This is a genomic window from Actinoalloteichus hymeniacidonis (assembly GCF_014203365.1).
Lineage (GTDB): Bacteria > Actinomycetota > Actinomycetes > Mycobacteriales > Pseudonocardiaceae > Actinoalloteichus_A > Actinoalloteichus_A hymeniacidonis.
The window spans coordinates 4705567-4729742 of the sequence record NZ_JACHIS010000001.1; the positions used below are offsets into that span (position 1 = coordinate 4705567).

At 68.7% G+C, this 24176-nt stretch carries 16 protein-coding genes; 9 read left to right on the forward strand and 7 right to left on the reverse strand.

The window, feature by feature from the left end; genetic code table 11:
- Positions 1–160 precede the first annotated feature (160 nt).
- Entirely contained in the window at positions 161–3163 is a 3003-nt protein-coding gene (locus tag BKA25_RS19635) for a glycoside hydrolase family 3 protein (protein ID WP_236750542.1), read from the reverse strand.
- A gap of 259 nt (positions 3164–3422) precedes the next feature.
- On the reverse strand, positions 3423–4340 hold the full coding sequence (locus tag BKA25_RS19640) for a DUF6807 domain-containing protein (protein WP_069847663.1): 918 nt from the start codon (positions 4338–4340) through the stop codon (positions 3423–3425).
- A gap of 571 nt (positions 4341–4911) precedes the next feature.
- Between BKA25_RS19640 and BKA25_RS19645 the strand changes: the two genes are divergently transcribed.
- Positions 4912–7494 carry a glycoside hydrolase family 9 protein gene (locus tag BKA25_RS19645; protein WP_069847661.1) on the forward strand — a complete coding sequence of 861 codons (2583 nt, stop codon included), beginning with the start codon at positions 4912–4914 and terminating at the stop codon, positions 7492–7494.
- 103 nt (positions 7495–7597) lie between these two features.
- Here BKA25_RS19645 and BKA25_RS19650 read toward each other — a convergent pair whose 3' ends face one another.
- Positions 7598–7990: an NUDIX hydrolase gene (locus BKA25_RS19650; protein WP_069853394.1), complete on the reverse strand. Its 393-nt coding sequence runs from the start codon at positions 7988–7990 to the stop codon at positions 7598–7600.
- Positions 7991–8317: 327 nt separating this feature from the next.
- Here BKA25_RS19650 and BKA25_RS19655 point away from each other — a divergent pair, with 327 nt between their 5' ends.
- From BKA25_RS19655 to BKA25_RS19665, 3 genes are all read left to right on the forward strand, one after another.
- A complete protein-coding gene (locus BKA25_RS19655) occupies positions 8318–8524 on the forward strand; it encodes a heavy-metal-associated domain-containing protein (protein WP_069853393.1) in 207 nt (68 codons plus the stop codon).
- A gap of 1 nt (position 8525) precedes the next feature.
- On the forward strand, positions 8526–8696 hold the full coding sequence (locus tag BKA25_RS19660; protein ID WP_157420990.1) for a hypothetical protein: 171 nt from the start codon (positions 8526–8528) through the stop codon (positions 8694–8696).
- Positions 8697–8904: 208 nt separating this feature from the next.
- Positions 8905–11151, forward strand: a complete 2247-nt coding sequence (locus BKA25_RS19665) for a heavy metal translocating P-type ATPase (RefSeq protein WP_236750924.1) — start codon at positions 8905–8907, stop codon at positions 11149–11151.
- Positions 11152–11184: 33 nt separating this feature from the next.
- On the opposite strand, the gene BKA25_RS19670 is transcribed toward BKA25_RS19665, so the two are convergent.
- Positions 11185–11691 (reverse strand): NUDIX hydrolase, encoded by a 507-nt coding sequence (locus BKA25_RS19670; protein WP_311734496.1) that lies wholly within the window; start codon positions 11689–11691, stop codon positions 11185–11187.
- Positions 11692–12279: 588 nt separating this feature from the next.
- On the opposite strand from BKA25_RS19670, the gene BKA25_RS19675 reads away from it, so the two are divergent.
- A complete protein-coding gene (locus BKA25_RS19675) occupies positions 12280–13632 on the forward strand; it encodes an acyltransferase family protein (protein WP_069847657.1) in 1353 nt (450 codons plus the stop codon).
- Positions 13633–13657: 25 nt separating this feature from the next.
- Here the strand turns inward: BKA25_RS19675 and BKA25_RS19680 are convergent, their stop codons facing one another.
- Positions 13658–14284: an NADPH-dependent F420 reductase gene (locus tag BKA25_RS19680; RefSeq protein WP_069847655.1), complete on the reverse strand. Its 627-nt coding sequence runs from the start codon at positions 14282–14284 to the stop codon at positions 13658–13660.
- Between the two features lie 366 nt (positions 14285–14650).
- Here BKA25_RS19680 and BKA25_RS19685 point away from each other — a divergent pair, with 366 nt between their 5' ends.
- From BKA25_RS19685 to BKA25_RS19700, 4 genes are all read left to right on the forward strand, one after another.
- Positions 14651–16621, forward strand: coding sequence for a maltotransferase domain-containing protein (locus BKA25_RS19685; RefSeq protein WP_069853391.1), 1971 nt, complete (start codon positions 14651–14653; stop codon positions 16619–16621).
- 265 nt (positions 16622–16886) lie between these two features.
- Positions 16887–19076 carry a 1,4-alpha-glucan branching protein GlgB gene (glgB, locus tag BKA25_RS19690; RefSeq protein ID WP_069847653.1) on the forward strand — a complete coding sequence of 730 codons (2190 nt, stop codon included), beginning with the start codon at positions 16887–16889 and terminating at the stop codon, positions 19074–19076.
- Positions 19073–20464: a neutral zinc metallopeptidase gene (locus tag BKA25_RS19695; RefSeq protein WP_069847651.1), complete on the forward strand. Its 1392-nt coding sequence runs from the start codon at positions 19073–19075 to the stop codon at positions 20462–20464. Before glgB ends, BKA25_RS19695 begins: the two co-directional genes overlap by 4 nt.
- A 209-nt stretch (positions 20465–20673) precedes the next feature.
- Entirely contained in the window at positions 20674–22137 is a 1464-nt protein-coding gene (locus BKA25_RS19700; protein WP_069847649.1) for a neutral zinc metallopeptidase, read from the forward strand.
- Positions 22138–22190: 53 nt separating this feature from the next.
- On the opposite strand, the gene BKA25_RS19705 is transcribed toward BKA25_RS19700, so the two are convergent.
- Positions 22191–23027: a TrmH family RNA methyltransferase gene (locus BKA25_RS19705; protein ID WP_069847646.1), complete on the reverse strand. Its 837-nt coding sequence runs from the start codon at positions 23025–23027 to the stop codon at positions 22191–22193.
- Positions 23028–23109: 82 nt separating this feature from the next.
- Positions 23110–24114 carry a tetratricopeptide repeat protein gene (locus BKA25_RS19710; RefSeq protein WP_172803746.1) on the reverse strand — a complete coding sequence of 335 codons (1005 nt, stop codon included), beginning with the start codon at positions 24112–24114 and terminating at the stop codon, positions 23110–23112.
- Positions 24115–24176: the final 62 nt, after the last annotated feature.

Sequence of the window (24176 nt, forward strand, 5' to 3'; positions counted from 1 at the left end):
GGTTCGATTGCCAGGACGTTACGCCCGGGAGTCGACGGGCGGCAATACGCCGTTCAGCCGCAGATAATCCACCGTCAAACCGCCTCTGACCTGGCATAACGCAGCACCTCAACCGGGCGGTCGTTTCCCGCCCGGTTGAGGTCTGCCGTTGCCGTCTCCGTCAGCTGATAGGTGGCTCCCCGCAGTCGATTCGGATGTCGCGCACCGTGGTGTGCGCGTCGGGGAAGACGAGGTACAGATCGACGGGTTCCGGGCGCGCGACCGCTGCGGTGGACTCGGATTGCCGACCCGCTCCGGCGAGATCGGTGTCGATCGGCCGCCACTGTGTTTCGGCGAGGACGTCGTGGAAACGGCGTCGATCGCCCGCCCCGGTCACCGTGAGCTCGGCCAGCAACGGCCCGGATGTCGGATCGCCGACCCGCAGTTGCACCCGACCCGAGTTCGGATCGGCCCGGGACGCCGACAGCGTGCAGTGCAACGGGCCGCTGGGCAGCACCACGCGGTGGAAGGCGAGCCAGGAACCCGGTTCGGCGGCCTCCACCGCAGTGCCCCGGGTCCTGGTCTCGTCGACCAGCCTGCCGCCCTGGATCGCATCGAAGTCCACGGCTCGCACTCGCCTGCCCGCCAGGATCACCGGGGCGATCTCGGTACCGAGTACGTCCAGATCGGCGTGGCTGCGCAGATCGGCGGAGGAAGCGCCGACCGACAGCCGGTGTCGCGAGCTCTCCACCACGGGTTTCGAGCTGGTGACGTCGAACAACGCCAGCTCTCGGATCGGGAGGTCGAACTCGACCGTCGTGCTCGCGCCCGCCGCGAGGTTGACCCGGCGGAACCCGCGCAGGGCGTGCAGCGGCTGGGTGGCCCGCGACCGTTCCTGGTGGGAGTACAACTGGACCACCTCGTCGCCCGGGCGCTCGCCGACGTTGGTCACCTGTACCCGGGCGGTGATCGTGTCCTCGGGTCCGGCCTCGTGGGCGTCGAGTTCCAGCGGTCCGTAGTGGAACTCGGTGTAGCTCAGGCCATGTCCGAACGGATAGAGCGGGCTGCCCCGGTAGTACAGGTAGGTACTGCCCGAGGTGATGATGTCGTAGTCGAGCAGGTCGGGTAGTTCGTCGGTGGACCGATACCAGGTCTGCGGCAATCTTCCTGCGGGCGAGTAGTCGCCGAAGAGGACCTCCGCCAGCGCCGAACCGGCCTCCTGTCCGCCGTGCGCCGTCCAGACCACCGCAGGCAGATTGCGGTCCGCCCACGGCACCGCGATGGGGTAGCTGCTGACCAGCACGAGGATCGTGCGTGGATTGGCGGCCCCGACCCGCCGCACCAGTTCCTCGTGTGCGGCTGGCAGTTCCAGCCGTTTGCGGTCCTCGGTCTCCCGACCGTTGATGTGCGGATCGTTGCCGATCACGAGCACCGCGACGTCGGCGGCGGAGGCGGCCTCGATCGCGGTCTCCAGGCCGGGTCGATCGACCCGCAGCGTGAAGGGAGTCGCCTCGGCGGGGTCGGACCGATCGGCGCGCAACACCCCGTCGGCGTCGACCCGTACCCACTTGGCGAGCGCCTGGTTGAACAGTCCGTGCTGCTCGTCGCCGATGGGGGTGAGTTCGAAGGTCTCGTGCACGACCCATTCGCCGGGCATCGCCCGGTCGTTGACCAGGCTTCCGTCGGAGCGCGCCGAGACGTAGCGACCGTTGGCCGCCGCCCGCAGCGTGCGTACGCCCTCGCCCCAGTCGAACAGATCGAAGCCGCAGTCCGCACCCGATGCCGCACCCGCCGCCGCGAGGCGCAGCACCGCCCCGTCCTCGGCCGCGCCCGCACGGACCACCTCGCCGTCGGGCGTGACGAGGGCGATGCGGTCGACGCCCTCCACGACGACGACCTCGGCCTCGGAGAGGTCGGCCAGGCCGCCGGCCGGGGTCACCTGGTACGGCAGGGTTCCGCTGTACCAATCCTCGTAGAGGGTGTCGGCGTGAGTGCCGATCACGGCGATTCGGCGGCATTCGGATCGGCGCAGCGGCAGCAGGTCCCGCTCGTTGCGCAACAGCACGATCGCCTCGCGCGCGGCCTGCCTGGCCAGTTCGCGGTGGGCCTGCGCGCCGATCGCGTCCTCGGTGATGGCGGCGAAGGGGTTGTCCGCCGTGGGGCCAGTCGCCGCTGTCTCGGTGCCGGTCGGCGGGTCGAACTCGCCGAGTCGCAGCCGGAGCAGCAGCAGCCGGCGTACCGCTCGGTCCACATCGGCCTCGGTGATCAGCCCACGTTGCAGGGCCGTGCGCAGGTGGCCTGCGGTGAACTCGGAATCGGTGTCGTGGTCGGTGAAGCTGTCCACACCGGCGAGCAGCGCTGCGGCCTGCCCTGCGGGTTGGTCGGGGTAGTACTGCTGGATGCCCGCGATGTTCGAGGGCGCGTGGGCGTCGCTGAACACCACGACCTCGCCGTCCGCCCAACCACGCAGGGTGTCGAGCAGGGCGCCGTCCAGATGGGCGGGCCTGCCGTTGACCAGGTTGTAGGAGGGCATCACGCCCACCGCGACTCCGGCCTGGATCGCCGCGCGGAACGCGGGCAACTCGTACTCGTGCAGCACGCGCGGTCGGAGGCCGGAGGAGGTGGTGTCGCGGTCGGTCTCGTTGTTGTAGCCCAGGAAGTGCTTGAGCGTCGGCGCCGTCTTGAGATAGACCGGATGGTCACCGCGCAGGCCGCCCGCGTAGGCCACCGAGAGGATCCCGGTGAGCAGTGGGTCCTCGGCATAGCCCTCCTCGTTGCGCCCCCAGCGCGGGTCGCGCAGCAGGTTCACCACCGGCGCCCATACGTTGAGTCCGCCTCGGATCGGGTCTCGGCGGTGAAATCCTCGGACCTCGTCGCCGACCACCGAACCGATTCGTCGCAGCAGTGCGGGGTTCCAGGTCGCGCCCAGGCCGACCGCCTGGGGGAAGACCGTCGCCGGGCCGAGCCAGGCCAGCCCGTGTAGTGCTTCCAGACCGGTGTGGAAGGAGGCCAGCCCCGCCGCTGGCACGGCAGGCTGGAATTGGTGCAACATCAACAATCGGGTGTCGAGATCCAGCAGTGCGAGCAAGGCCGCCACCCGACGTGCGGGTGGCAGGGCTGGATCCAGGTGGGGTGGGGTGTCGGGTCGGCCTTCGATCGAATCATCGGGCTGATCCGGGCTCACGGACGGACCTCCTGGTGAACGGATGACGAAGAACGTGACATATCGGGGTATTCGACGATCCATCGATTCGTATTCGATATTCCGTCGAATCAAGCCGAGAATTCATCGAATGAGTAGTCGAATCGCTTCGATCGAAGCGTTCCAGCAGGCTGCGTTCGACATCATTGCCTGCTATTCGACGATCGGGGGAGGAGATTCGCTGCATATCGAATCCCCGCCGTCGAAGGTGTGGCAGAGGTCAGGTTGCCGGTACGGCCGTTCAGTCCAGGTGGGACGGTGCGGCAGCCGCCGCTTGCGCCGCACCGTCCCGGTCCAGGTGCCCGTCGGCGACCACGATCAGCAGCCTGCGGGCCACCGAGTGACCGGGGGCGAGTCGAATCGGCGTGTCGACGGCCAGTGAGGATCCGATCCCGGGGTAGTCGGCCACGCGCACGAACCACGGGTTGGCGGCGGTCTGGGGATCGGCTCCCCGGAAGACCAGCGTGTACGCACCGCCTGCCGAATCCTGGCCGCGAACGGCCAACCACGGGCTGACCGATTCGTGCACGGCCGCCTCCCCGGTGGAATCGGCGGTGAAGACCGTCGGCTCGGTGGTTGCGGACGGCAGCCGCCAGAAGAAGCCGCCGTAGCCGCCGCCGACCTTGCCGTTGGTGGCCGGGCTACCTAGTTCGATCTCGCGTTCAGTGGCGTTGACCAGCTCGAAGGCGAAATCCAGGACCCAGGCGTCGTCGGGTTCGGCGGGTTGACGCAGGACGATCCGGCGCTGCTCGCGGATCAGCAACTCGTTGGCCGGACTCCGCCAGTGCAGTTCCTCGACCAGCCGCGACGGCGTCGTCCGCGCAGCATCGGATTCGGAGATCGCGGGCTGCCGTTCGATACGACCGTGGTCGTCCAGCCAGGTCGGCCCGCCGTCTCGCAGGAAGGTTCGGCCACCCCAGAAGTTGGTCTTCTCGACATCCTGCAACGCCACCGAGACGCCGAGGTGCCAGGGGTGATCGTCCGGTGCCGCCTCGGTCACCACGGTGCCCCGGCTGGTGCGCACCGGGTGCAGATACGGGCGCGGGCCCTGTGTCGCGATCAGTGTCGGATCGGCCACCACGTACTCGACCACCGGATCTGCGGCGATGTGCAGCTTGATCACGGTGCTCGCCCCGGTGGGCGTAGCTGGCGTGGGCATCTTCGACCTCACCTCGACAGAACGGGCGGCGCCCACCCTCCCCCTCCGGAAAGCGCTTGCCGAAGGTAGGAGAGGACGCGCCGCATTGTCAAACACGACGATCTTGCCGATCGGTGCGCGGATCACGGCATCTCCTCGACCACCATCAGCGCGCCCACTCCCGATGTGGTCGAACAATCGAAACGCATCGACCCGGATCGCCCGATGGATCCGCTCCGGCACGGAACGAACCCGGGGGTGAATACCGGTCCCACTGTTCGGGAGCGCTCCCAAGGTAACACCTTTCTTGAGTTTCGACTGCGCCGATCGATTGCAGATCCGCGAACGCCCTCGCGCTCCCCTTGCTACTCGAATCGACATCGAACGGCTTCCACCAGCCAGTACCGCAGCGGAGTACGTCCGTTCTCAGAATTCGTTATTGACATCGCGGCAATCCGGGCGCAACCATCTTCGTCATCGAGACGTTTCCGCATGGGAGCGCTCCCGGACTATCGGTCACCGCAGATCGAAGCCTGGCGAGGACCGAGTGCGTCACCGAATCCCTCACTGACGCGATGGAAGGAACGAGCCAGTGCGCCGATCATCCCGCCGTCGATCCGTCCCGCTTCTCGCCGCCGCCGTAGCCCTGCCGATCTTCGGGATACTGCCGCCCGCCACGGCGCAGGAGGACACCGAACAGATCGACAACGGCCACTTCACCGACAGCACCGACCCCTGGTGGTGGACCGCCACCGCGCCCGCCGAGCTCACCGATGGCCGGCTCTGCGCCGCCGTGGACGGCGATACCGCCAATCCGTGGGACGCCATCGTCGGTCACCACGACATCCGACTCGAGACCGACGAGTCCTATGCGCTCTCCTTCGTGGCCAGCGCATCGATCCCCACCGTCATGGGGACCAATGTGCAGCTCGCCGAGGAGCCCTACACCAAGGAGCTCGCCGAGCGCACCGTGCTGACCACCGAGCCCACCGAGTTCTCCTATGCCTTCACCTCGGGCGCCGATATCGAGGCCGCCCAACTCAGTTTCGAGCTCGGCGGCTCCACCGAATCGTGGACCTTCTGCCTGGACGACGTGTCCCTGCGCGGCGGTGAGCCGCCACCGCCCTACGAACCCGACACCGGTCCCCGGGTCCGGGTGAACCAGGTCGGATACCTGCCCGCCGGACCCAAGAACGCCACGCTGGTCACCGACGTGACCGAGGCGCTGCCGTGGCAGTTGACCGGCGCGGACGGCACCGTGGTCGCGGAGGGTCAGACCACGCCGCAGGGCATCGACCCCAGTTCCGACCAGGCCACCCACGGGATCGACTTCGGCGTCGTCACCACCGCGCACACCGGTCTCACCCTGACCGCCGACGGCGAGACCAGTCATCCTTTCGACATCGACGCCGATCTCTACGACACGCTGCGCACCGACGCGCTCGCTTTCTTCTATCACCAACGCAGCGGCATCGAGATCGACGCGGAGTACGTCGGCGAGGACTACGCACGCCCCGCCGGACACCTGGGCGTCGCCCCCAACCTCGGCGACCTGGAAGTGCCCTGCCAGCCCGGGGTGTGCGACTACACCTTGGACGTCAGCGGCGGCTGGTACGACGCGGGCGATCACGGCAAGTACGTGGTCAACGGCGGCATCTCGGCGGCCCAGGTGATGAGCATCTACGAGCGGGCGCTGACGCTGGGAGACACCGCCGCCGTCGCAGATGGGACCTCGGCGATCCCCGAGCAGGCCAACGGCGTCCCCGATGTGCTCGACGAGGCACGCTGGCAGCTCGAGTTCCTGCTCTCCATGCAGGTTCCGCAGGGCGAGGAGCTGGCAGGACTGGTCCACCACAAGATCCACGACGACGCGTGGACCGGGCTGCCGCTGGCGCCGCATCGCGATCCGCAGACCCGTGAGCTGCACCCGGTGTCGACCGCCGCGACGCTGAACCTGGCCGCGGCGGGCGCGCAGTGCGCCCGATTGTTCGCCGAGTACGACGCGGAGTTCGCCGATCGGTGCCGCACCGCTGCCGAGACGGCATGGGAGGCCGCACACGCCCATCCGATCCACTACGCCGACCCGGAGGACGGTATCGGCGGCGGCGCCTACAGCGACAACGACGTGACCGATGAGTTCTACTGGGCGGCGGCCGAGTTGTTCCTGGCCACCGGTTCGGCCGAATACCTCGACGCCGTGACCTCCTCGGAACACCACGGCGAGCAGGCCTTCACCGATGGCGGCTTCAGCTGGGGCAGCACCGCACCGCTGGGCCTGCTCAACCTCGCCACCGTGCCCAGCGACCTGCCCGAAGCCGAACTCGCCCTCGTCCGCGACGCGGTCGTCCAGGGGGCGCAGCGCTACGCCGACACCGCGAGCGACGAGGTCTACGGGCTGCCCTACGCCCCGGCGGAGCACGCCTACGTCTGGGGCTCCAACAGCCAGGTGCTCAACAACATGGTCGTGCTGGGCACCGCCTACGACCTGACCGGCGAGCCGGAGTTCCGGGACGCGGTTCTGACGGGTTGGGACTACCTGCTCGGGGCGAACCCGCTCAACATCTCCTACGTGACCGGGTACGGCGAGTACGACGCACGCAACCAACATCACCGGTTCTGGGCCAACCAGCTCGACCCGTCCCTGCCCAATCCGCCTGCCGGTTCGGTCGCGGGCGGCCCGAATGTGAGCCTGGACGACCCGGTGGCCGCCGACGCACTCGCGGGCTGCGCCCCCGCCTTCTGCTACATCGACGACATCGAGTCGTGGTCCACCAACGAGGTCACCATCAACTGGAACGCTCCGCTGGCCTGGGCGGCCGCGTTCACCGCCGATGTGGCCGACCCGGTGGGCACGCCGGAGCCGTCCTGCACGGTCTCCTACCTGGTGGACAGCCAGTGGGACGACGGCTTCACCGCCCGAGTCCGGATCACCAATACCGGCGAGGAGCCGTTGACCGGCTGGACGTTGAGTTGGAACTTCGACGGCGATCAGCAGGTGACCCACGCCTGGAACACCCGACTCGTCCAGCGCTCGGCCGAGATCACGGCCACCGACATCGGGTGGAACGGCGCGATCGAGGTCGGTGGGTCCGAGTCCTTCGGCTTCAACGGGTCGTTCAGCGGTACCAATGCGAGCCCGAGGGCGTTCGCCCTCAACGGAGCCGCCTGCCGATGAGGTCGGCGGGCCGATGACGGCGGGACCCGGCGTGCCAGGCGCCGGGTCCCGCTTTCACCTGTAGGTCGTGCGGGTCTGCCAGCCCGTCGGGCAGGGCGAGCCGTCAGTCGAGCAGTCCTTGTTCGCGGAAATGGTCGAAGGCGATCTTGTCCACCGCCGAGACCCGGTCCCGGTCGGCATAGGAGAGCAGCGCGATCTCCTCGATCTCCATGGAGGCGATGGGCGTGCCGACGACGTCCGCCGTGTAGCAGGTGATGCGCACGAGATCGCCGATCGGCCTGTTGTGGGCCTGGGCCTCGAAGGTGCCGACATGCACCGCGGTCGCGGGCTCGACGTCGACCGACAGTTCCTCTCGGACCTCCCGGATCAGGGTGTCCAGGTCGCTCTCGCCGGGTTCGCGTTTGCCGCCGGGGAAGTAGAAGGTGTCCCGCCCCCTCGTACGGGCGCTGAGGACCCGTCCGTTCTCGAACCTGATCCAGGCGATCTTGTCGATCATCATCTTCGAACCATCCTGGGAATCGCACGCGCCGCTGCCTGCGCCCATCCTGCCCGGCGGCGGGGCGAGCGGTTCATCTCACCCGCCGTCGCGCGGTGCGTGACGAGGTCCCGTCGAGGGGTCGAGCCGGCCGATATCGCCTGATCGTGGAGATACCCCCTGGGCCTACGCTGCACAATCGCGGCGTGGCGTGCGGTGTCGCGATCATGAGACGCGGTTGCCATCCATACCCCTCGGGGGTAGGGTTTTTCGGGGATGGGCGAGCGCATCGAACGGCATCGCCGTCGATCGGCGCCCGAGGACACCGGGCACATCGAGGAGAACGACATGACCACCAGCACCTACACCGTCACCGGCATGACCTGCGGGCACTGCGCGTCCTCGGTGAAGGAGGAGGTCGGCGAACTCGCGGGCGTCACCGGCATCGAGGTCGACGTCGCGACCGGCCTGGTCACCGTCTCCAGCGAGAACGCCCTGGACCCGGAGGCCGTCCGCGCCGCCGTCAAGGAAGCCGGTTACGAGGTGACCGCCTGAGATGAGCGTCGCGATGCGACTGGGCACCTTCCTGTTGGCCGTGGTCGCCGCCTTCGGTCTCGCCTATGCGGCCGGTGCGCTCACCGGCCCCATCGGCGAGGCTCCGCAACCCGCACACGAGATGCCCGCCGACCAGCCCGGCGGTCATCGACAGCACGACGACGGTCGTTGACGACCATCGCATCACACACGAGCGATCCCAGGGGAACGTGATGGCCGCGGTCACGCATGGCGAGCGGAAGACACCTGCAGGCGCAGACGCCGACCGGGCAGGTGACGGGAGCAACGGCGGAGTGTCGACGCACGACGGCGTTGGCGGCCGATCGGCGTCCGAGGATCGGCAGCCGCCGGACGCACAGGTCGAGCTGATCATCGGCGGCATGACCTGTGCCTCCTGTGCGGCTCGCATCGAACGCAAGCTCAACAAGATGACCGGCGTGCAGGCCAGCGTCAACTACGCCACCGAGAAGGCCAGGGTCGCCTTCCCCGAATCCGTGACCCCCGAAGAGTTGATCGCGACCGTGGAGCAGGCCGGTTACACCGCCGAGCTCCCGCCGCCGCCCGTCCCGGCGGCCACCACCCCGGAGGGCACCGAGGCCACCGCCGAGCAACCCGATGCGGCGTTGACCGCGTTGCGCACCAGGCTGTGGGTCAGCGCCGCACTCTCCCTTCCCGTCATCGTGCTGGCGATGGTCCCCGCGCTGCAGTTCGACTACTGGCAGTGGGCCTCGCTGACCCTGGCCGCGCCGGTCGTGGTCTGGGGGGCGCTGCCGTTCCACCGGGCGGCCTGGACGAACCTGCGGCACGGCGCTGCGACCATGGACACCCTGATCTCGATGGGCACCATCGCCGCGTTCGGCTGGTCGCTGTACGCGCTGTTCCTCGGCACTGCGGGAGTGCCGGGGATGACCCACCCGTTCAGCCTGACCATCGAACGCACCACCGGGGCGGGCGACATCTATCTGGAGGTCGCCGCCGGGGTCACCACCTTCATCCTCGCGGGCCGCTACTTCGAGGCCAGGGCGAAGCGGCGTAGCGGCGCCGCACTGCGGGCGCTGCTGGAACTCGGCGCCAAGGACGTCGCGATCCTGCGCAACGGCATCGAGACGCGCCAGCCGATCGACAGCCTGGCGGTCGGAGATCACTTCGTCGTCCGCCCCGGCGAGAAGATCGCCACCGACGGCGTCATCACCGAGGGTTCCTCCGCCGTCGACGCCTCGATGATCACCGGCGAATCGGTGCCCGTCGAGGTCGCGGTGGGCGAAGCGGTGACCGGCGCGACGGTCAACGCGGGCGGCAGGCTGGTAATTCGAGCCACCCGCGTCGGCGCCGACACCCGGCTCGCTCAGATGGCCCGACTCGTCGAGGACGCCCAGACCGGCAAGGCCGAGGTGCAGCGGTTGGCCGATCGGATCTCCGCCGTCTTCGTCCCCATCGTGATCGCCTTGGCCGCCGCCACGCTGGGTTTCTGGCTCGGCGCGCAGGCCGGTCCGGCCGCAGCGTTCGCGGCCACCGTCGCGGTGTTGATCATCGCGTGTCCCTGCGCGCTCGGGCTGGCGACACCCACCGCCCTGCTGGTCGGCACCGGACGCGGCGCCCAACTCGGCATTTTGATCAAGGGGCCGCAGATCCTGGAGTCGACCCGCCGAGTGGACACCGTCGTGATCGACAAGACCGGCACGGTCACCGAGGGACGGATGACCCTGGCCGAGGTCGTCGCCGCATCCGGCGAGGATGCCGCTGAGGTGCTGCGCTTGGCCGGTGCCGTGGAGGACGCCTCGGAACACCCCATCGCGGCCGCCATCGCCGATGCGGCCAAGGCCGAGGTACCCGACGGCACACTGCCCACGGTCGCCGGGTTCGCCAACTCCGCCGGTCTGGGAGTGCGCGGAACCGTCGAGGGACACCAGGTCGTCGTCGGACGACCCGCGCTGCTCGCCGAGACATCGATGACCCTGCCCTCGGAACTCGCCGAGGCACGCACCGCATCCGAGGCGCTCGGTCGGACGGTGGTCGCCGTCGGTTGGGCAGGCCGCGTTCGTGGGCTGCTGGCCGTGGCCGACGTGGTCAAGCCGACCAGCGCCGAGGCCATCGCCGACCTCAGGGCCCTCGGCCTCACCCCGGTGTTGCTGACCGGCGACAACGAGACGGTGGGCCGCGCCGTGGCCGACGAGGTGGGCATCGAGTTGGTCCACGCCGAGGTACTGCCCGCCGACAAGGTGGCGGTGATCGAGCGACTACAGGCCGAGGGTCGTGTGGTGGCCATGATCGGGGACGGGGTCAACGACGCCGCCGCGCTCGCCAAGGCCGATCTCGGTCTCGCGATGGGGACCGGGACCGACGTCGCCATCGAGGCGAGCGATCTGACCCTGGTCACCGGCGATCTCCGGGCGGCGGTGGACGCCATCCGATTGGCCCGCCGCACGTTGAAGATCATCAAGGGCAATCTCTTCTGGGCGTTCGCCTATAACCTGGCCGCGCTACCGCTGGCCGCGATGGGCCTGCTGAACCCGATGATCGCCGGGGCGGCGATGGCGTTCAGCTCGGTGTTCGTGGTGAGCAACAGTCTGCGACTGCGCGGATTCGCCGGGTCACGGAGCAAGGTGTCCGCACCGGCGTCCGCCTGACCCGACCCGCACCGCCGTGGCGGTTCGGCGAGATCACAGGTCTCCGGAACCCGCCACGGCGGGCTGGCCCAGCACCCGCCCGCCTGCCGGGCGCAGCCGGTCCAGCTCCAGGCCGAGCGCGACCAGCTCGAAGCACTCCAGCGAATCGACCTCGGCGACATCGAACCAACGGGCTTGATCCGTCGAGCCGCCGATCTCGTGGCGCAGTGACCCGCCGACGATGTGGACGGCGTAGAAGATCTGCAACGCGTGGTGGTCCACCGGGAGGCCGTCGCGCTGCACGTGCCGTCGTTGACTGTTGACGCCGAGTAGCGCATCCACCTCGGTCCGGAACCCGGTCTCCTCCTCGACCTCGCGCACGACCGCGTCCAGCGGATCCTCCGCGTGGTCGAGCCCACCGCCGGGCAGAGTCCAGCGCATCGTTCCGCTGCGACCCACGAACCTGGCCAGCAGGATTCGGTCCTCCTCGCGACAGACCGCGTAGGAACCGATGCGGATTTCCCGGGTACCGACAGCAGAGGCACTCTCGACAGCATCCACGCGCACCATCCAACTCTCGGCCGCAGCGCGACCGGTGGCTCGCCCGCGCCGACCCGCGCAGGTTATTCGGACCGTATCGAGACGACTCCCGTCCGACGCGACAATCGCCGACGACCCGCCCGATCGGGCAACCCTCGATGCGTGGCGGGTTCGAGATCACGGTAGTCCGCAGGCACCTGGACCGCTCAAGTCCCGCCGGACAATCCCGACCCACGTGACCGACACCACTGTGGGCGGTCCACGGGATTGGGCTGTCTCACAATCCGCATCACCCGACCTGATATATCTCCACCCCGACGATGGATGCGGCGGTAGACTGTTCAGCGAGCTACAGCACGGACGCCCGGGTCTCGAACCTGATCCCGGGGACCGCCTGCGGCGGACACCGACGAGGTGTGTGTTTCCTTCGGTCGAGGTCGCGTCCTTCAATGGATTCGAGATTCGACCGTGGTGGTGAAGCAGCTCACTCTGCCGCGTTCGGTCGGCGATGGACAACGCTGGTATTCCCGTAGGACCCTTCAACGTCCGATCATCGGGTGACTGACGGCTTCTGTCCGGCATCCGAGATGGCGAGGAGAAGACACGGGTATGACGGTCCGCGAGAGCGACGCCGGGAACAAGAGTGCCGAGCAGGCAACCGATGGCGCGCCCCGGCGATCGAAGTCGCGGCGGGTGAGCTGGGACGTCCTGCGTGCGGCCGCCATCGCCTTGGTCGTCGTTCAGCACGCCACCTGGGGCGGCCCCTACCTCGTTCCCGAGCTCGCGGAACGGCCGATCTTCTTGGATCTGCAGGTCGGCGCCTCGATCCTGATGGTCATCTCGGGGTACTTCATCTGTCAGACCCTCAGTTCCAGCGGGCCACGGGCCCTGCTGCAGAACCGGCTGGTCAGAATCATCCCGCCGATGGCGGTGGCCGCGATCGCCAGCCACATCATCGTGCACCTGTGGGGTCCGGAGACGCTGCAACGCGACTTCGCCTCGCTGATCGGCACCATTCTCGTCTACCCGCCGGGGCTCATCGAGGGCATCAGCCGCACCGACGGCAGTTACTGGACCATTCCGCTCCAGGTGACGGCATTCCTGGTCACCGCGCTGTTGTGGCCGCGCAGCTGGCGGCACGGGATTCGGCTGCGGATCGCGCTGACGGTGGCGGCGGTCTTCCCCATCGTGTTATCGCTGCTGTTGGAGATCCCCGGAATCGGCGCGGGCGCGTTGCGGGCCATCGAGATCGCCACGACGCTGGGCGGCGGCCGGGTCCACCTCCTCGCGGGAGGCGCGGCGCTGTGGTTGTGGGGCACCCATCGCTCCGGCCATTGGGTCCTGCTCATCGCCGCGTTGGCGCCCATCACGCACCTCATCAGCGCTCATGACGCGCGGGGGGCGATCGCGCTGCTCGTGGCGATGGTCGCCATCGGCGCCGCGGCCAGGGGCCCGGACTGGAACCACCCCCGGCTGCAGGTGCTGCTCCGGCCGGTCGTGTGGCTGGCGGGCATCTCCTACGGGATCTACCTGGTCAATCACAACATCGGCTACAGCGTGATGTACCAGCTCTCGGAGGCAGGCGTGCCGCCGATGGTGCAGTCGGCCGTGATGATCGTGTGCTCGGTGACCCTGGGCTGGATCCTCACCAGGACGGTCGAGGGCCCGATCGCCGATCGCTTCCGATACCGGCGCAAGCGGCCCGCCTCGTCGGCCCCGGTCGCCGAGACCGCCGCCGCGAAGCCGCCGGTCGAGGCACCCGTGGCTTCGGTGGTCGCCGAGACCACGCCGGAGCCGACGGTCGAGGTCACCCGAACCGCCAAGCCCGGTGCCCGGCCGGCTCCGGTCGAGCCGGGCGACGCGGGCAGGACGATGGTCCCCGAATCGGACGCGGCCGACTGGGTCGATGCAGCCGATGCGCATTCCGAGGTCCCCCAGACCGAGGCAGGGGTATCGCGCTAGCCCGCATTGCGGGCGAGTCATTCCGTCAGAACAGCCGCAATGCGATCGTCGTGGACTGCCGGGTACCGAGATAGGGCTGGATCGACTGATGCAGCCACTGCATGGCCTCCAAGGCCCGCGCATGGTGCAGCGGTCCGGCGTCGATCGGCGTACAGCCGATGCTCTGGACCAGCCGCACCATCGTCATCCGGGCCTCGGCGTCGTCGGTGGCGATGAAGACGTCCAGCGATTCCTCGCCGTCCAGGGTGGCCGCGAAGATCGTGTTGAACGCCTTGACCACCGTGGTCCCCAGCGGGGCGAGCGCGGCGATGCGCTCGGCCATCGAGAAGCCTGCCGGACTGTGCAGCTCCGTCTCGGGTCCGGCCGGATTCGTCGGGTCGACGACGATCTGACCGGGAAGCTCTTCGCCGTACTGCTCGATCAGGTCGGGCACCGAGGATGCGGGAACCGCCAGCACGACGAGGTCGGCCGCCAACGGATCGCCCACCGTGCTCGCCGAGACCATGCCAGGGCCCGAGGTCCGCAGCAGATCGACGAGCCGCTCGGCGCTGCCGGTCGTCCGTCCGAACACGACGACGTCGTGGCCGCCTCGGAGCAGCCGGTCGGCCAGCGCACCCGCGAGCTCACCGGTCCCCACGATCGCGACCCGCATCGCCGACCTCCCCCACTCGTCTGTCTGGTTCGAACCGTGTCAGCCAACCCTTGACGGGCGCACCGTGCCCGACGACGATCGATCGGGTTGGTCCGATTCACACTGTCCGTGAGCCTCGGACCCTTGCCGATCAGGGCGGGTACCCCCGAATTGATGTCGACGACGAACGTTGGGTGATGCATTCGTCCTCGGGCGCGGCGCTTTTTCGCCTGTCTCGGTGGTTTTTGCTTCAACAGGCAGAAAACAGCAGGTTGACGCACGATTGATCTTCGGGGTGCGTAGCGAAACGCCCTGGTTCCCACGCTATTCACGCGATCGAAGGCAGGCAGGATGGGACCGCAGAACCACCATGGAAGGGACAGCGCGGTGAGTGGACGACTGGTCGTCGACGAGGTGTTCCCGGTGATCGGTCTCGGTCGCTATCCCGCCAAAGCCGTGGTGGGCGAACATGTTCCCGTGCACGCCACCCTCTGGCGGGAGGGCCACGATCGACAGGCCGCCAACGTGTCCTGGCGTGGGCCGCAGGATCGGGTCGCCCGACAGACCAGGATGGTGCTCACCGATCCCGGTTTGGACCGCTGGTCCTCGGTGATCGTCCCCGACCAGGTCGGTCTGTGGACGTTCCGAGTGGACACCTGGTCCGACCCGTGGGCCACCTGGCGACACGCGGTGGAGACCAAACTCGCTGCCGAGCAGGGTGCCGACGAACTCGCCAACGACCTCGAATCCGGTGCTCGACTGTTGGAGCGGGTGGCCAGACGTCCGGGTGCGCGATCGGTCCGTGCGACGTTGACCTCGGCGGTGCTCGGCCTGCGCGATGTCACCCGGCCGCTCGCCGAGCGGGTCGCGGCGGCGCTGGCCGAACCGGTCGACACGGTGATGACCGATCAACCGGTCCGCGAGTTGGTCACCAAGGGCATCGCCCATCAACTGTGGGTCGATCGGGAGCGGGCGCTCGTCGGATCCTGGTACGAGTTCTTCCCCAGATCCACCGGCGGCGTCGATGCGGAAGGCAGACCGGTACCCGGCACCTTCGCCACCGCCCGAGCGGAACTCGATCGCGTGGCGGCGATGGGTTTCGATGTGGTCTATCTGCCGCCGATCCACCCGATCGGCAGCCGACACCGCAAGGGGCCGAACAACACGCTGGATGCGGGCCCCCTTGACGTCGGTTCCCCGTGGGCCATCGGCTCGGCCGATGGCGGGCACGATGCCATCCACCCCGAGCTGGGCACGCTGGCCGACTTCGATTCCTTCGTCGCCCATGCCGCCGAGCTCGGTTTGGAGGTCGCGCTCGATCTGGCCCTGCAATGCGCGCCGGACCATCCCTGGGTCGCGCAGCGCCCCGAGTGGTTCACCACCCGCCCGGACGGGACCATCGCCTACGCCGAGAACCCGCCCAAGAAGTACCAGGACATCTACCCGCTCAACTTCGACAACGATCCGGCAGGCCTGTACCGGGAGATCCGCCGGGTGGTCGCCCATTGGATCGACCACGGCGTCCGGATCTTCCGGGTGGACAACCCGCACACCAAGCCGCCGGACTTCTGGGAGCGGCTGATTCGCGACCTCAAGAACGAGCACCCGGATGTGCTCTTCCTGTCCGAGGCCTTCACCAGGCCGGCCCGCATGTATGGACTGTCCCGGCTCGGATTCAGCCAGCATTACACCTATTTCACCTGGCGGGTCACCAAGCACGAGCTCACCGAGTTCGGCGTCTCGCTTGCCGCCCATGCCCACGAGGCGCGGCCGAACCTCTTCACCAACACGCCGGACATCCTCCCGACCTCCCTGCACCACGCGGGCCCGGCGGCGTTCGCCATCCGTGCCGCACTGGCCGCCACCCTCTCCCCCACCTGGGGCGTGTACTCCGGCTTCGAGCTATTCGAGAACGAGCCGGTCCGACCGGGCAGCGAGGAGTACCTCGACTCGGAGAAGTACCAACTACGGCCTCGGGATTGGGAGCGGGCACAGCACACCGGGCGGTCGCTGTCCGACTGGTTGCGCACCCTCAACGAGATCCGTCGACGCAGGACCGCGCTGCACAGCCTGCGCACCCTGCATTTCCACCACGTCGACAACGAGTCGCTGATCGCCTACTCCAAGATCGACCCGGCCACCGGTGCGGCGGTACTCGTGGTGGTGACGCTCGACCCGAACGCGCCCCAGGAGGGCACCGTGTGGATCGATCTGCCCGCGTTGGGCCTGCAGTGGCACGACCGGTTCACCGCCAGGGACGAGGTCACCGGCGACAATTGGGAATGGGGTCAGGCCAATTACGTGCGGCTGGACCCACAGCGCGCCGTTGCGCACATCGTGGCGGTGCAGCCGCATTGATCGGTGCCTCGGACGCGCCGGATCTCCCTCGATACCGGGAGATTCGTCCCGGCGGTACCGGCCGGTCCGCCGACGACCCGTCCGAAACCGCAGGTCGACGCCGCCGAGACATGAATGACCCTCGGCGGTGGCAGACGGCAGACGACAACGGGCGAAAGCCCGGTCAAGCCCTAAGATCGTTGACACGCCACGAACTCCCGGTGCGCGCTCGTTCGTCGCGTTGTTCGACTCGACGGCCGTACCCCAGTGACCGAGGTGACGTCTGATGCCGACCACGCAGTCCTGTCCACCGGATCCGGCTGACACGGCCAGGCTGTTGGCGGGGACCCACCATGATCCGCATTCCGTGCTCGGCGCCCATCCCCATCCCGACGGGACGCTCGTCCGCACCCTTCGACCGCACGCCGACGCGGTCCGCGTCCGGATCGCCGATGCGCAGTACCCGTTGACCTGCGTACACGACGGCGGGCTGTTCTCCGGGGTGGTTCCGCACCAGCCGGGCGACTATCGCCTGGAGGTCGACTACGGCGAGCACACCGACGTGGTCGACGATCCGTATCGCTGGATGCCCACGATCGGCGAGTTGGATCTGCACCTCATCGCCGAGGGCAGGCATGAACGGCTGTGGGACGTCCTGGGCGCGCATCAGCAGAGCTACGAGACCTCGTTGGGTGTCGTGGAGGGCACCGCGTTCACCGTGTGGGCGCCACGTGCCACGGGGGTCCGGGTCTGCGGCGACTTCGACGGCTGGAGCGGCGTGCGCACCCCGATGCGCTCGCTGGGTTCGACCGGGGTGTGGGAGGTGTTCGTCCCGGGAGTGAGACCGGGCACCAAGTACAAGTTCCGGCTGCTCGACGCTGCGGGCCGCTGGCACGAGAAGGCCGATCCCTTCGCCTTCGCCACCGAGGTTCCGCCCGCGACGGCGTCCATCGTCACGGTGTCGGACCATCTCTGGGCAGACGATGCCTGGGTGGCCCGGCGCGATTCCGGCGACCTCTCGCGCAGCCCGATCAGCGTCTACGAGGTCCATCTCGGCTCGTGGCGCCCCGGGCTGAACTACCGCGAACTCGCCGAGCAGCTCGGCGATCACGTCGCCGAGCTCGGCTTCACCCACATCGAGTTGCTCCCGATCGCCGAGCATCCCTTCGGCGGCTCCTGGGGCTACCAGGTCACCTCCTATTACGCGCCGACCTCGCGATTCGGCACTCCCGATGATCTCCGGTGGTTCATCGACCACCTGCACCAGCGCGATATCGGGGTCCTCATCGACTGGGTTCCGGCGCATTTCCCCCGTGATGAATGGGCGCTGGCGCGGTTCGACGGCACCCCCACCTACGAGCATCCCGACCCGCGACGCGGGGAGCACCCCGACTGGGGCACCTACGTCTTCGACTTCGGCCGCCCCGAGGTACGCAACTTCCTCATCGCCAACGCGCTCTACTGGGCCGAGGAGTTCCATGTCGACGGGCTTCGGGTCGACGCGGTCGCCTCGATGCTCTATCTGGACTACTCCCGGAAGGACGGGGAGTGGACGACCAACGAGCACGGCGGTCGCGAGAACCTGGATGCGGTCCGCTTCCTGCAGGAACTCAACGCCACGGTGTACAAACACCACCCCGGGATCATGATGGCGGCCGAGGAGTCGACCGCGTGGCCGGGGGTGACCCGCCGTACCGATCTGGACGGCCTCGGCTTCGGCTTCAAATGGAACATGGGGTGGATGCACGATTCGCTGCGCTATCTGGCGCTCGATCCGGTGCACCGGGCCTACCACCACGATGAGCTGACCTTCTCGCTGGTGTACGCGTGGAGCGAGAACTATCTGCTGCCGCTCAGCCACGACGAGGTGGTCCACGGCAAGGGCTCGCTGTGGTCGCGGATGCCCGGCGACGACTGGAACAAGGCGGCGAACCTGCGCGGCCTGTTCGCCTATATGTGGGCGCATCCCGGTAAACAGCTGCTGTTCATGGGCGGCGAGTTCGGCCAGCTCTCCGAATGGTCGGAGTCGGATTCGCTGGAGTGGCACCTGCTGGACCGACCGCTGCATGCGGGTCTGCGGCGACTGATCACCGACCTCAACACCGTCTACCGGGCCCGGCCCGCGATGTACACCAGGGATATCTCCTCCGATGGGTTCTCCTGGCTGGAGGCCAACGACGCCGAGCACAACGTCATCGCCTTCCTACGGCATGGCGAGGACGAACACGGCAGGCCCACGGTGCTCGCCTGTGTCGCCAACTTCTCCGGAATCCCGCGTCACGACTACCGGCTGGGGCTGCCCAGCGCGGGCCGCTGGCGGGAGGTCATCAACACCGATGCCGAGGTCTACGGCGGTTCCGGTGTCGGCAATGCGGGCTTCGTGGTGGCGGAGCAGACACCGTCACACGGCAGAGAAGCCTCGGCGGTGCTGCAGCTACCGCCTGCCGGAGTGCTGTGGCTCGTTCCCGAGGAATGACCGCGACACCCACTAACCGAACGGGCCGGATCCGACCGCAGGCGGTTCTCGCCCTCGTCGTCGCGACGATCCTGCCGGTGTTGGCCGCGGATCGCCCGTCGACCGCCCGATCTTCGTCGGACGATGCCACTGCGGCCGAGCGAACCGCAGTCGACGACGCACCCGGCGCGGGCTCGTTCGACGTGGACGCCGTGGCCGAGGACGCGATCGGCGACATCGAGTCGTACTGGTCGACGACCTTCCCCGCGAACTTCGATCGACCGTGGCCGCCCATCGAGGGCGGTCTCCATCCGACCGATGCCACCGACGTCGCCGAGCACCGGCCGCCGTGTCTGGTCCGCAGCACCGAGATCGTGGCCAACTCCTATTACTGCGAGGCGGCCGATGCGCTGGTGTGGGACCGAGCCATGTTGCTCGACGCGGCCGCTGAGCATGGCACGGCAGGCGTCGCGGCGATCCTGGCCCACGAATCAGGGCATCGGGTGCACATGCTGCTCGGGGTCGACGAGCAGGCTGCTCGCGCCGATCCGGACCGTTATCCGCTCGCGTTGACCGAGTCGATGGCCGATTGCCATGCCGGTGCCTATTTCCGCTGGTCCGTCGACGGTGGCGGCGAGCTTCGATTCGACGGCTCCGAGGTCGACCGGGCGGTGCTGGCCCTTGCGCGAGCCCATGATCCCGTCGGCGCCGAGAAGCGGACCCACGGTGGTGCCTTGGATCGCGTACTCGCCTTCCAACGGGGCTATGCCGAGGGCGTGCACCGATGCGCGGCGTCCACGGTGGACGAACTGGGTCCGGCGACCGATCCGCAGGCGGCTCCGGTCCCTCATCGACAGCTGCCGGATCTGGTCTCCGACGATCTGGCCGGATACTTCGTGGAACTGGCGCCGCCCGGCTCCGGGCAGGACGGCCCGGCAACGCGGTTGCCGACGGGGGAACCCGGCTGCGCCGATGCGCAGGGCGCCGTCGCGTTGTGCCCCGAGGAGCCGGTCGTGGCGATCGACTCCTACGAGGCGGTGGCCGGGGTGCACGAGGGGATCGGCGACCACGCCACCGCGACCCTCGTCGCAGGCCGGCATGCACTGGCCGCGATCGGTCGACTCGGCCTGCCGGTGGACGATGCGAACACCGGCAGCCGCACGGTTTGCCTGGTCGGTGCGTGGTCGGCCGATGCCGTTGCCGGCCAAGGTCCGCCGATGCCGGATACCACCGGGGAATCCGATGGCTGGTGGGGACCCGGCGATCTCGACGAGGCGGTGTTGCTGCTGCTCACCGACGACCGGCCGGCCCGCGATGTCCACGGCATCAGCCATCGCGGCGGCCGGGAACGGGTGATCGATTTCGCACTCGGTCGACACGGCGGTCCCGATGCCTGCCTGTCCCCCTGATCGGCGCGACGCGCCAGCTCGCTCGCACCCGGCCCCGGTGTGTCGGTGCCGAGGGGATCGAATCCCGTGTGGCGACGAGAGAACCGGGATTCACTGACATCAGATCCGGCCGCCCAGTAGGGTGCTCGGCGGGGCGAGGTCCAATCGGCCATATCGGACCGGTACGACCGCCCCGACTCCATGTCGGTTGACGATCGGTCAGGACACAGGTGGCAGTGGGCTTCCCTCGGCGAAACACATCGGCTCTGACCACCGGCATCGCCTTGGTCGCGGTGGCAGGCCTGCTGATCGGCTGCGGTCCGCAGCGCGTAGCGGGCACCGCCGTCCCCTACGGCGGTCTGGATCCGGCGACCGTCAGCGGACTGCCGGTGACCAACGGACCGAGTGGGCCGAAGGCGGGCGCGCCCCCGATCGATCTCGTCTACGAGAACGGCGACGACGGCGAGATGGATCGGCTCGCGTTGGCCGCCGTGGCCGACCTCTACGAGTACTGGGATCGGGAATACCCGGACACCTTCGGCGGAATGCCCTTCGAACCGGTGCGGACCTTGGCCTCCTATCACGCGGAGACCTCGGGAATCATCATCTGCGACCTGGACACGACCGGGGTGCCGAACGCGTTCTACTGCCCGCCGGAGGACACCATCGCGTGGGACCGAGGCGTGCTGCTGCCAGGCCTGGAGCAGCAGTTCGGATCGATGGCGGTGGTCACGGTGCTGGCGCACGAGATGGGCCATGCGGTGCAGTACAAGTCGGGCAACATGACCGCCGACATGCCGACGATCCTGGCCGAGCAGCAGGCGGACTGCTACGCGGGCGCCTACTTCCGGTACATCGCCAACGGCGACTCGCCGTACTTCGAGGTGTCGACCGGCGAGGGACTGAACAACATCCTCGCCGCGCTGTTCTCCATCCGCGACCAAGCGGGAACGGACTTCCGAGGAGCCCAGGCCCACGGAAACGCCTTCGACCGGACCACCGCGTTCATCTCCGGCTTCGACGAGGGCGCAGCTCGGTGCGCCGAGATGGACGTGCCCGAGATGGAGGAGCGGATCACCCAGCTCGAATTCGCCCCGAACGACCAGAGCGGACAGCTGGAGATCAACGAACAACACATCGCGCTGGTCGAGCAGAGCCTCGCAGAGGCGTTCGCCCAGGAACTCGACGCGGCACCCGAACTGGATCTCACCGGAGCGAGCTGCAGCGAGACCGAACCCGCCTCCTACTGCGTCGATGGCAACGACATCGGGCTGGATCTACCAGAGTTGGCCGCCATCGGTACCCCGCCGACTCAAACCAGCATCAACGCGGACGGCATCGGCGACTTCGCCGCCTTCGCCGAGATCGCCTCCCGGTACACCATGGCCGTCCAGGAGCAGGCGGGCCTGTCGTTGGAGGGTCCGACCGCCGGATTGCGCACCGCCTGCCTGACCGGTGTCTGGGCGGGCATGCTGATGCCGAACCGGTCCACCGACACCTCGTCCTTCGGCGGCCTGCGGATCTCCCCCGGCGACCTCGACGAAGCCGTCGCCGAGCTGCTCCTTCCGGACAGCCTGATCGCCGCCGACATCAACGGTGCCAGCGTGCCCTCCGGCTTCGCGCGGGTCGAGGCGTTCAAGACCGGTTTCGAGGAGAACACCGCGACCTGCACGACCCAGTTCGACGGCGAATAACCGGTTCCTCGGTGTGCGGCCCTCGGCAGCTCTGGAGGGCCGCAGAGGGCCGCTCAGCCCGCGCGCCGCTGCCGGGCGGCCTCGTACAGGGCGATAGAGGCCGATGACGCGGCGTTGAGCGAACTCGCGGAGCCGACCATGGGAATCCGCGTCAGCTCGTCGCAACGGGCCGCCCAGGCAGCGCTCATGCCGCTGGTCTCGTTGCCGATCACGATCATCGTCGGGCCCCGCAGGTCGACCTCGGCAAGCTCCGAGGTGCCGTCCTCGCTCGTCCCGACCACCCGCAGCTCGACGCCTGCCTCGCGTACCCCGTTCACCCACGCCGCCGCCTGTTCTGCGGCGGGAACCCGCACGGCAGGCACGGCGAAGAAGGAGCCGGTGGTCGATCGGATCGTCTTGGGATCGTAGAGATCGGCGGCGTGTCCGGTGATCAACACACCGTCAGCGCCGAGGGCATCGGCCGACCGCAGGACGGTACCGAGGTTGCCAGGGCTTGTCGGGCGGTCGAAGGCGATCACGAGCATCTCCGGCCGGATCGGGATCCGGCTCAGATCGTCGTCGGGTATCGCGGCCACCGCGATCAACTCGGGGGCGGAGGCGTCGTCCTTCTCGCCGAGCTCGGCCATCAGCTCGGGGGCGAGCTCGTGCACCCGGTCCACCTCGGCGGTGGCCAGGATGCCCGCCGCCCAGTTCGACAACCGGCCCGAGACGCGCAGCAGTGTGGTCAGCGGCCAGTCCTGCTGCACCGCCAGGCTGATCGGCCGGACGCCCTGGATCAGGAACTCGCCGAGTCGCTGCCGCTTGTTCCGGTTCGTCAGCAACGCCTGCCACTGTTGGAAAGCGGCGTTACGCGTGGTGATGCGGAGTGTCTTGGTGGGCCTGGCCGTCACGGGCCGACCCTAACAGCGCTGATCGTCGGGGCCGCCCCGGTGGCCGACCGACCGGGGCGCTCCTCGACGCGATGTCTCGGTCTCAGTACAGGGCGTTGGCCAGTGCTCGACGTGCGGCGAGCACCCGCTCGTCCCCGACCGGGAACAGTTCGAACAGTTCCACCAGGTGGCTCCGCACGCGGTCGCGGTCCGGGCCCGCCGACCGGCGCACGGTCTCGATGAGCCGCTTGAAGGCCGCCTCGACGTCCTGGGCCACCACCTGGGCGTCGGCTGCCGCCAGCTGGGCGTCGACATCGTCCGGAGCCGCGTCCGCCTTGGCGATCGAGGTCGGGTCGACGGACTCCGCTCTGGCCAGGAACCGGACCTGGACGAGTGCGGCCTTGGCGTCCTCGTTGGCGGGCTCGGCCGCCAGGATGCGTTGGTAGGCGGCCTCGGCCTCGGCGTAGTCGCCGCGTTCGAGTGCCTCTTCGGCCTCGACGATCCTCGGGTCCTCCGGCGGCGCCTCGACGGGTGCACCGCCCGGTGCGGCGGCCTCGGCCGCGGCGATGCCGGGAAGCTTGTCACGCAATGCCGTGGTGAGCTGGCTGATCCATTGCGCCAGTTGTGCCTCCGGCTGCACACCGGAGAAGGCGTCGACCGGCTGGCCCGCCGCGATGGCGACCACCGTCGGGACCGACTGGACACCGAATACCTGGCCGATCCTCGGATTGGCATCCACGTCGACCCTGGCCAGGATGAAGGTGCCCTGGCCCGCCGCCGCCAGCCGCTCCAGGGCGGGCGAGAGCTGCTTGCTCGGCTCGCTCCACTCGGCCCACAGGTTCACGATGACCGGAACCTGCATTGATCGGTCGACCACCGCAGCCTGGAAGTCGGCTTCGGTGACATCGACGATGAACGGGGAGTCGCTGCCGCCACCCTCGGCGTTGTTCGCCTGACCGGGTGCCGCCGCTGGTGCGCCGCCCGGCGATCGGGCACCGGACCGAGTTGCTTCGGCCCTGGCCTTGAGCGCGGAGAGATCAACCGCGCCGGACAGAGCGGCGGACAGGGCTGCGGTCTGTCGTGGATCTGGCCTCGTCACACTCACCATCCTGGCATGACCGGAGCCGGCCTCGCCGAGGCGGTGGGCGAGATCGCAAGCCCGCCCGCCGT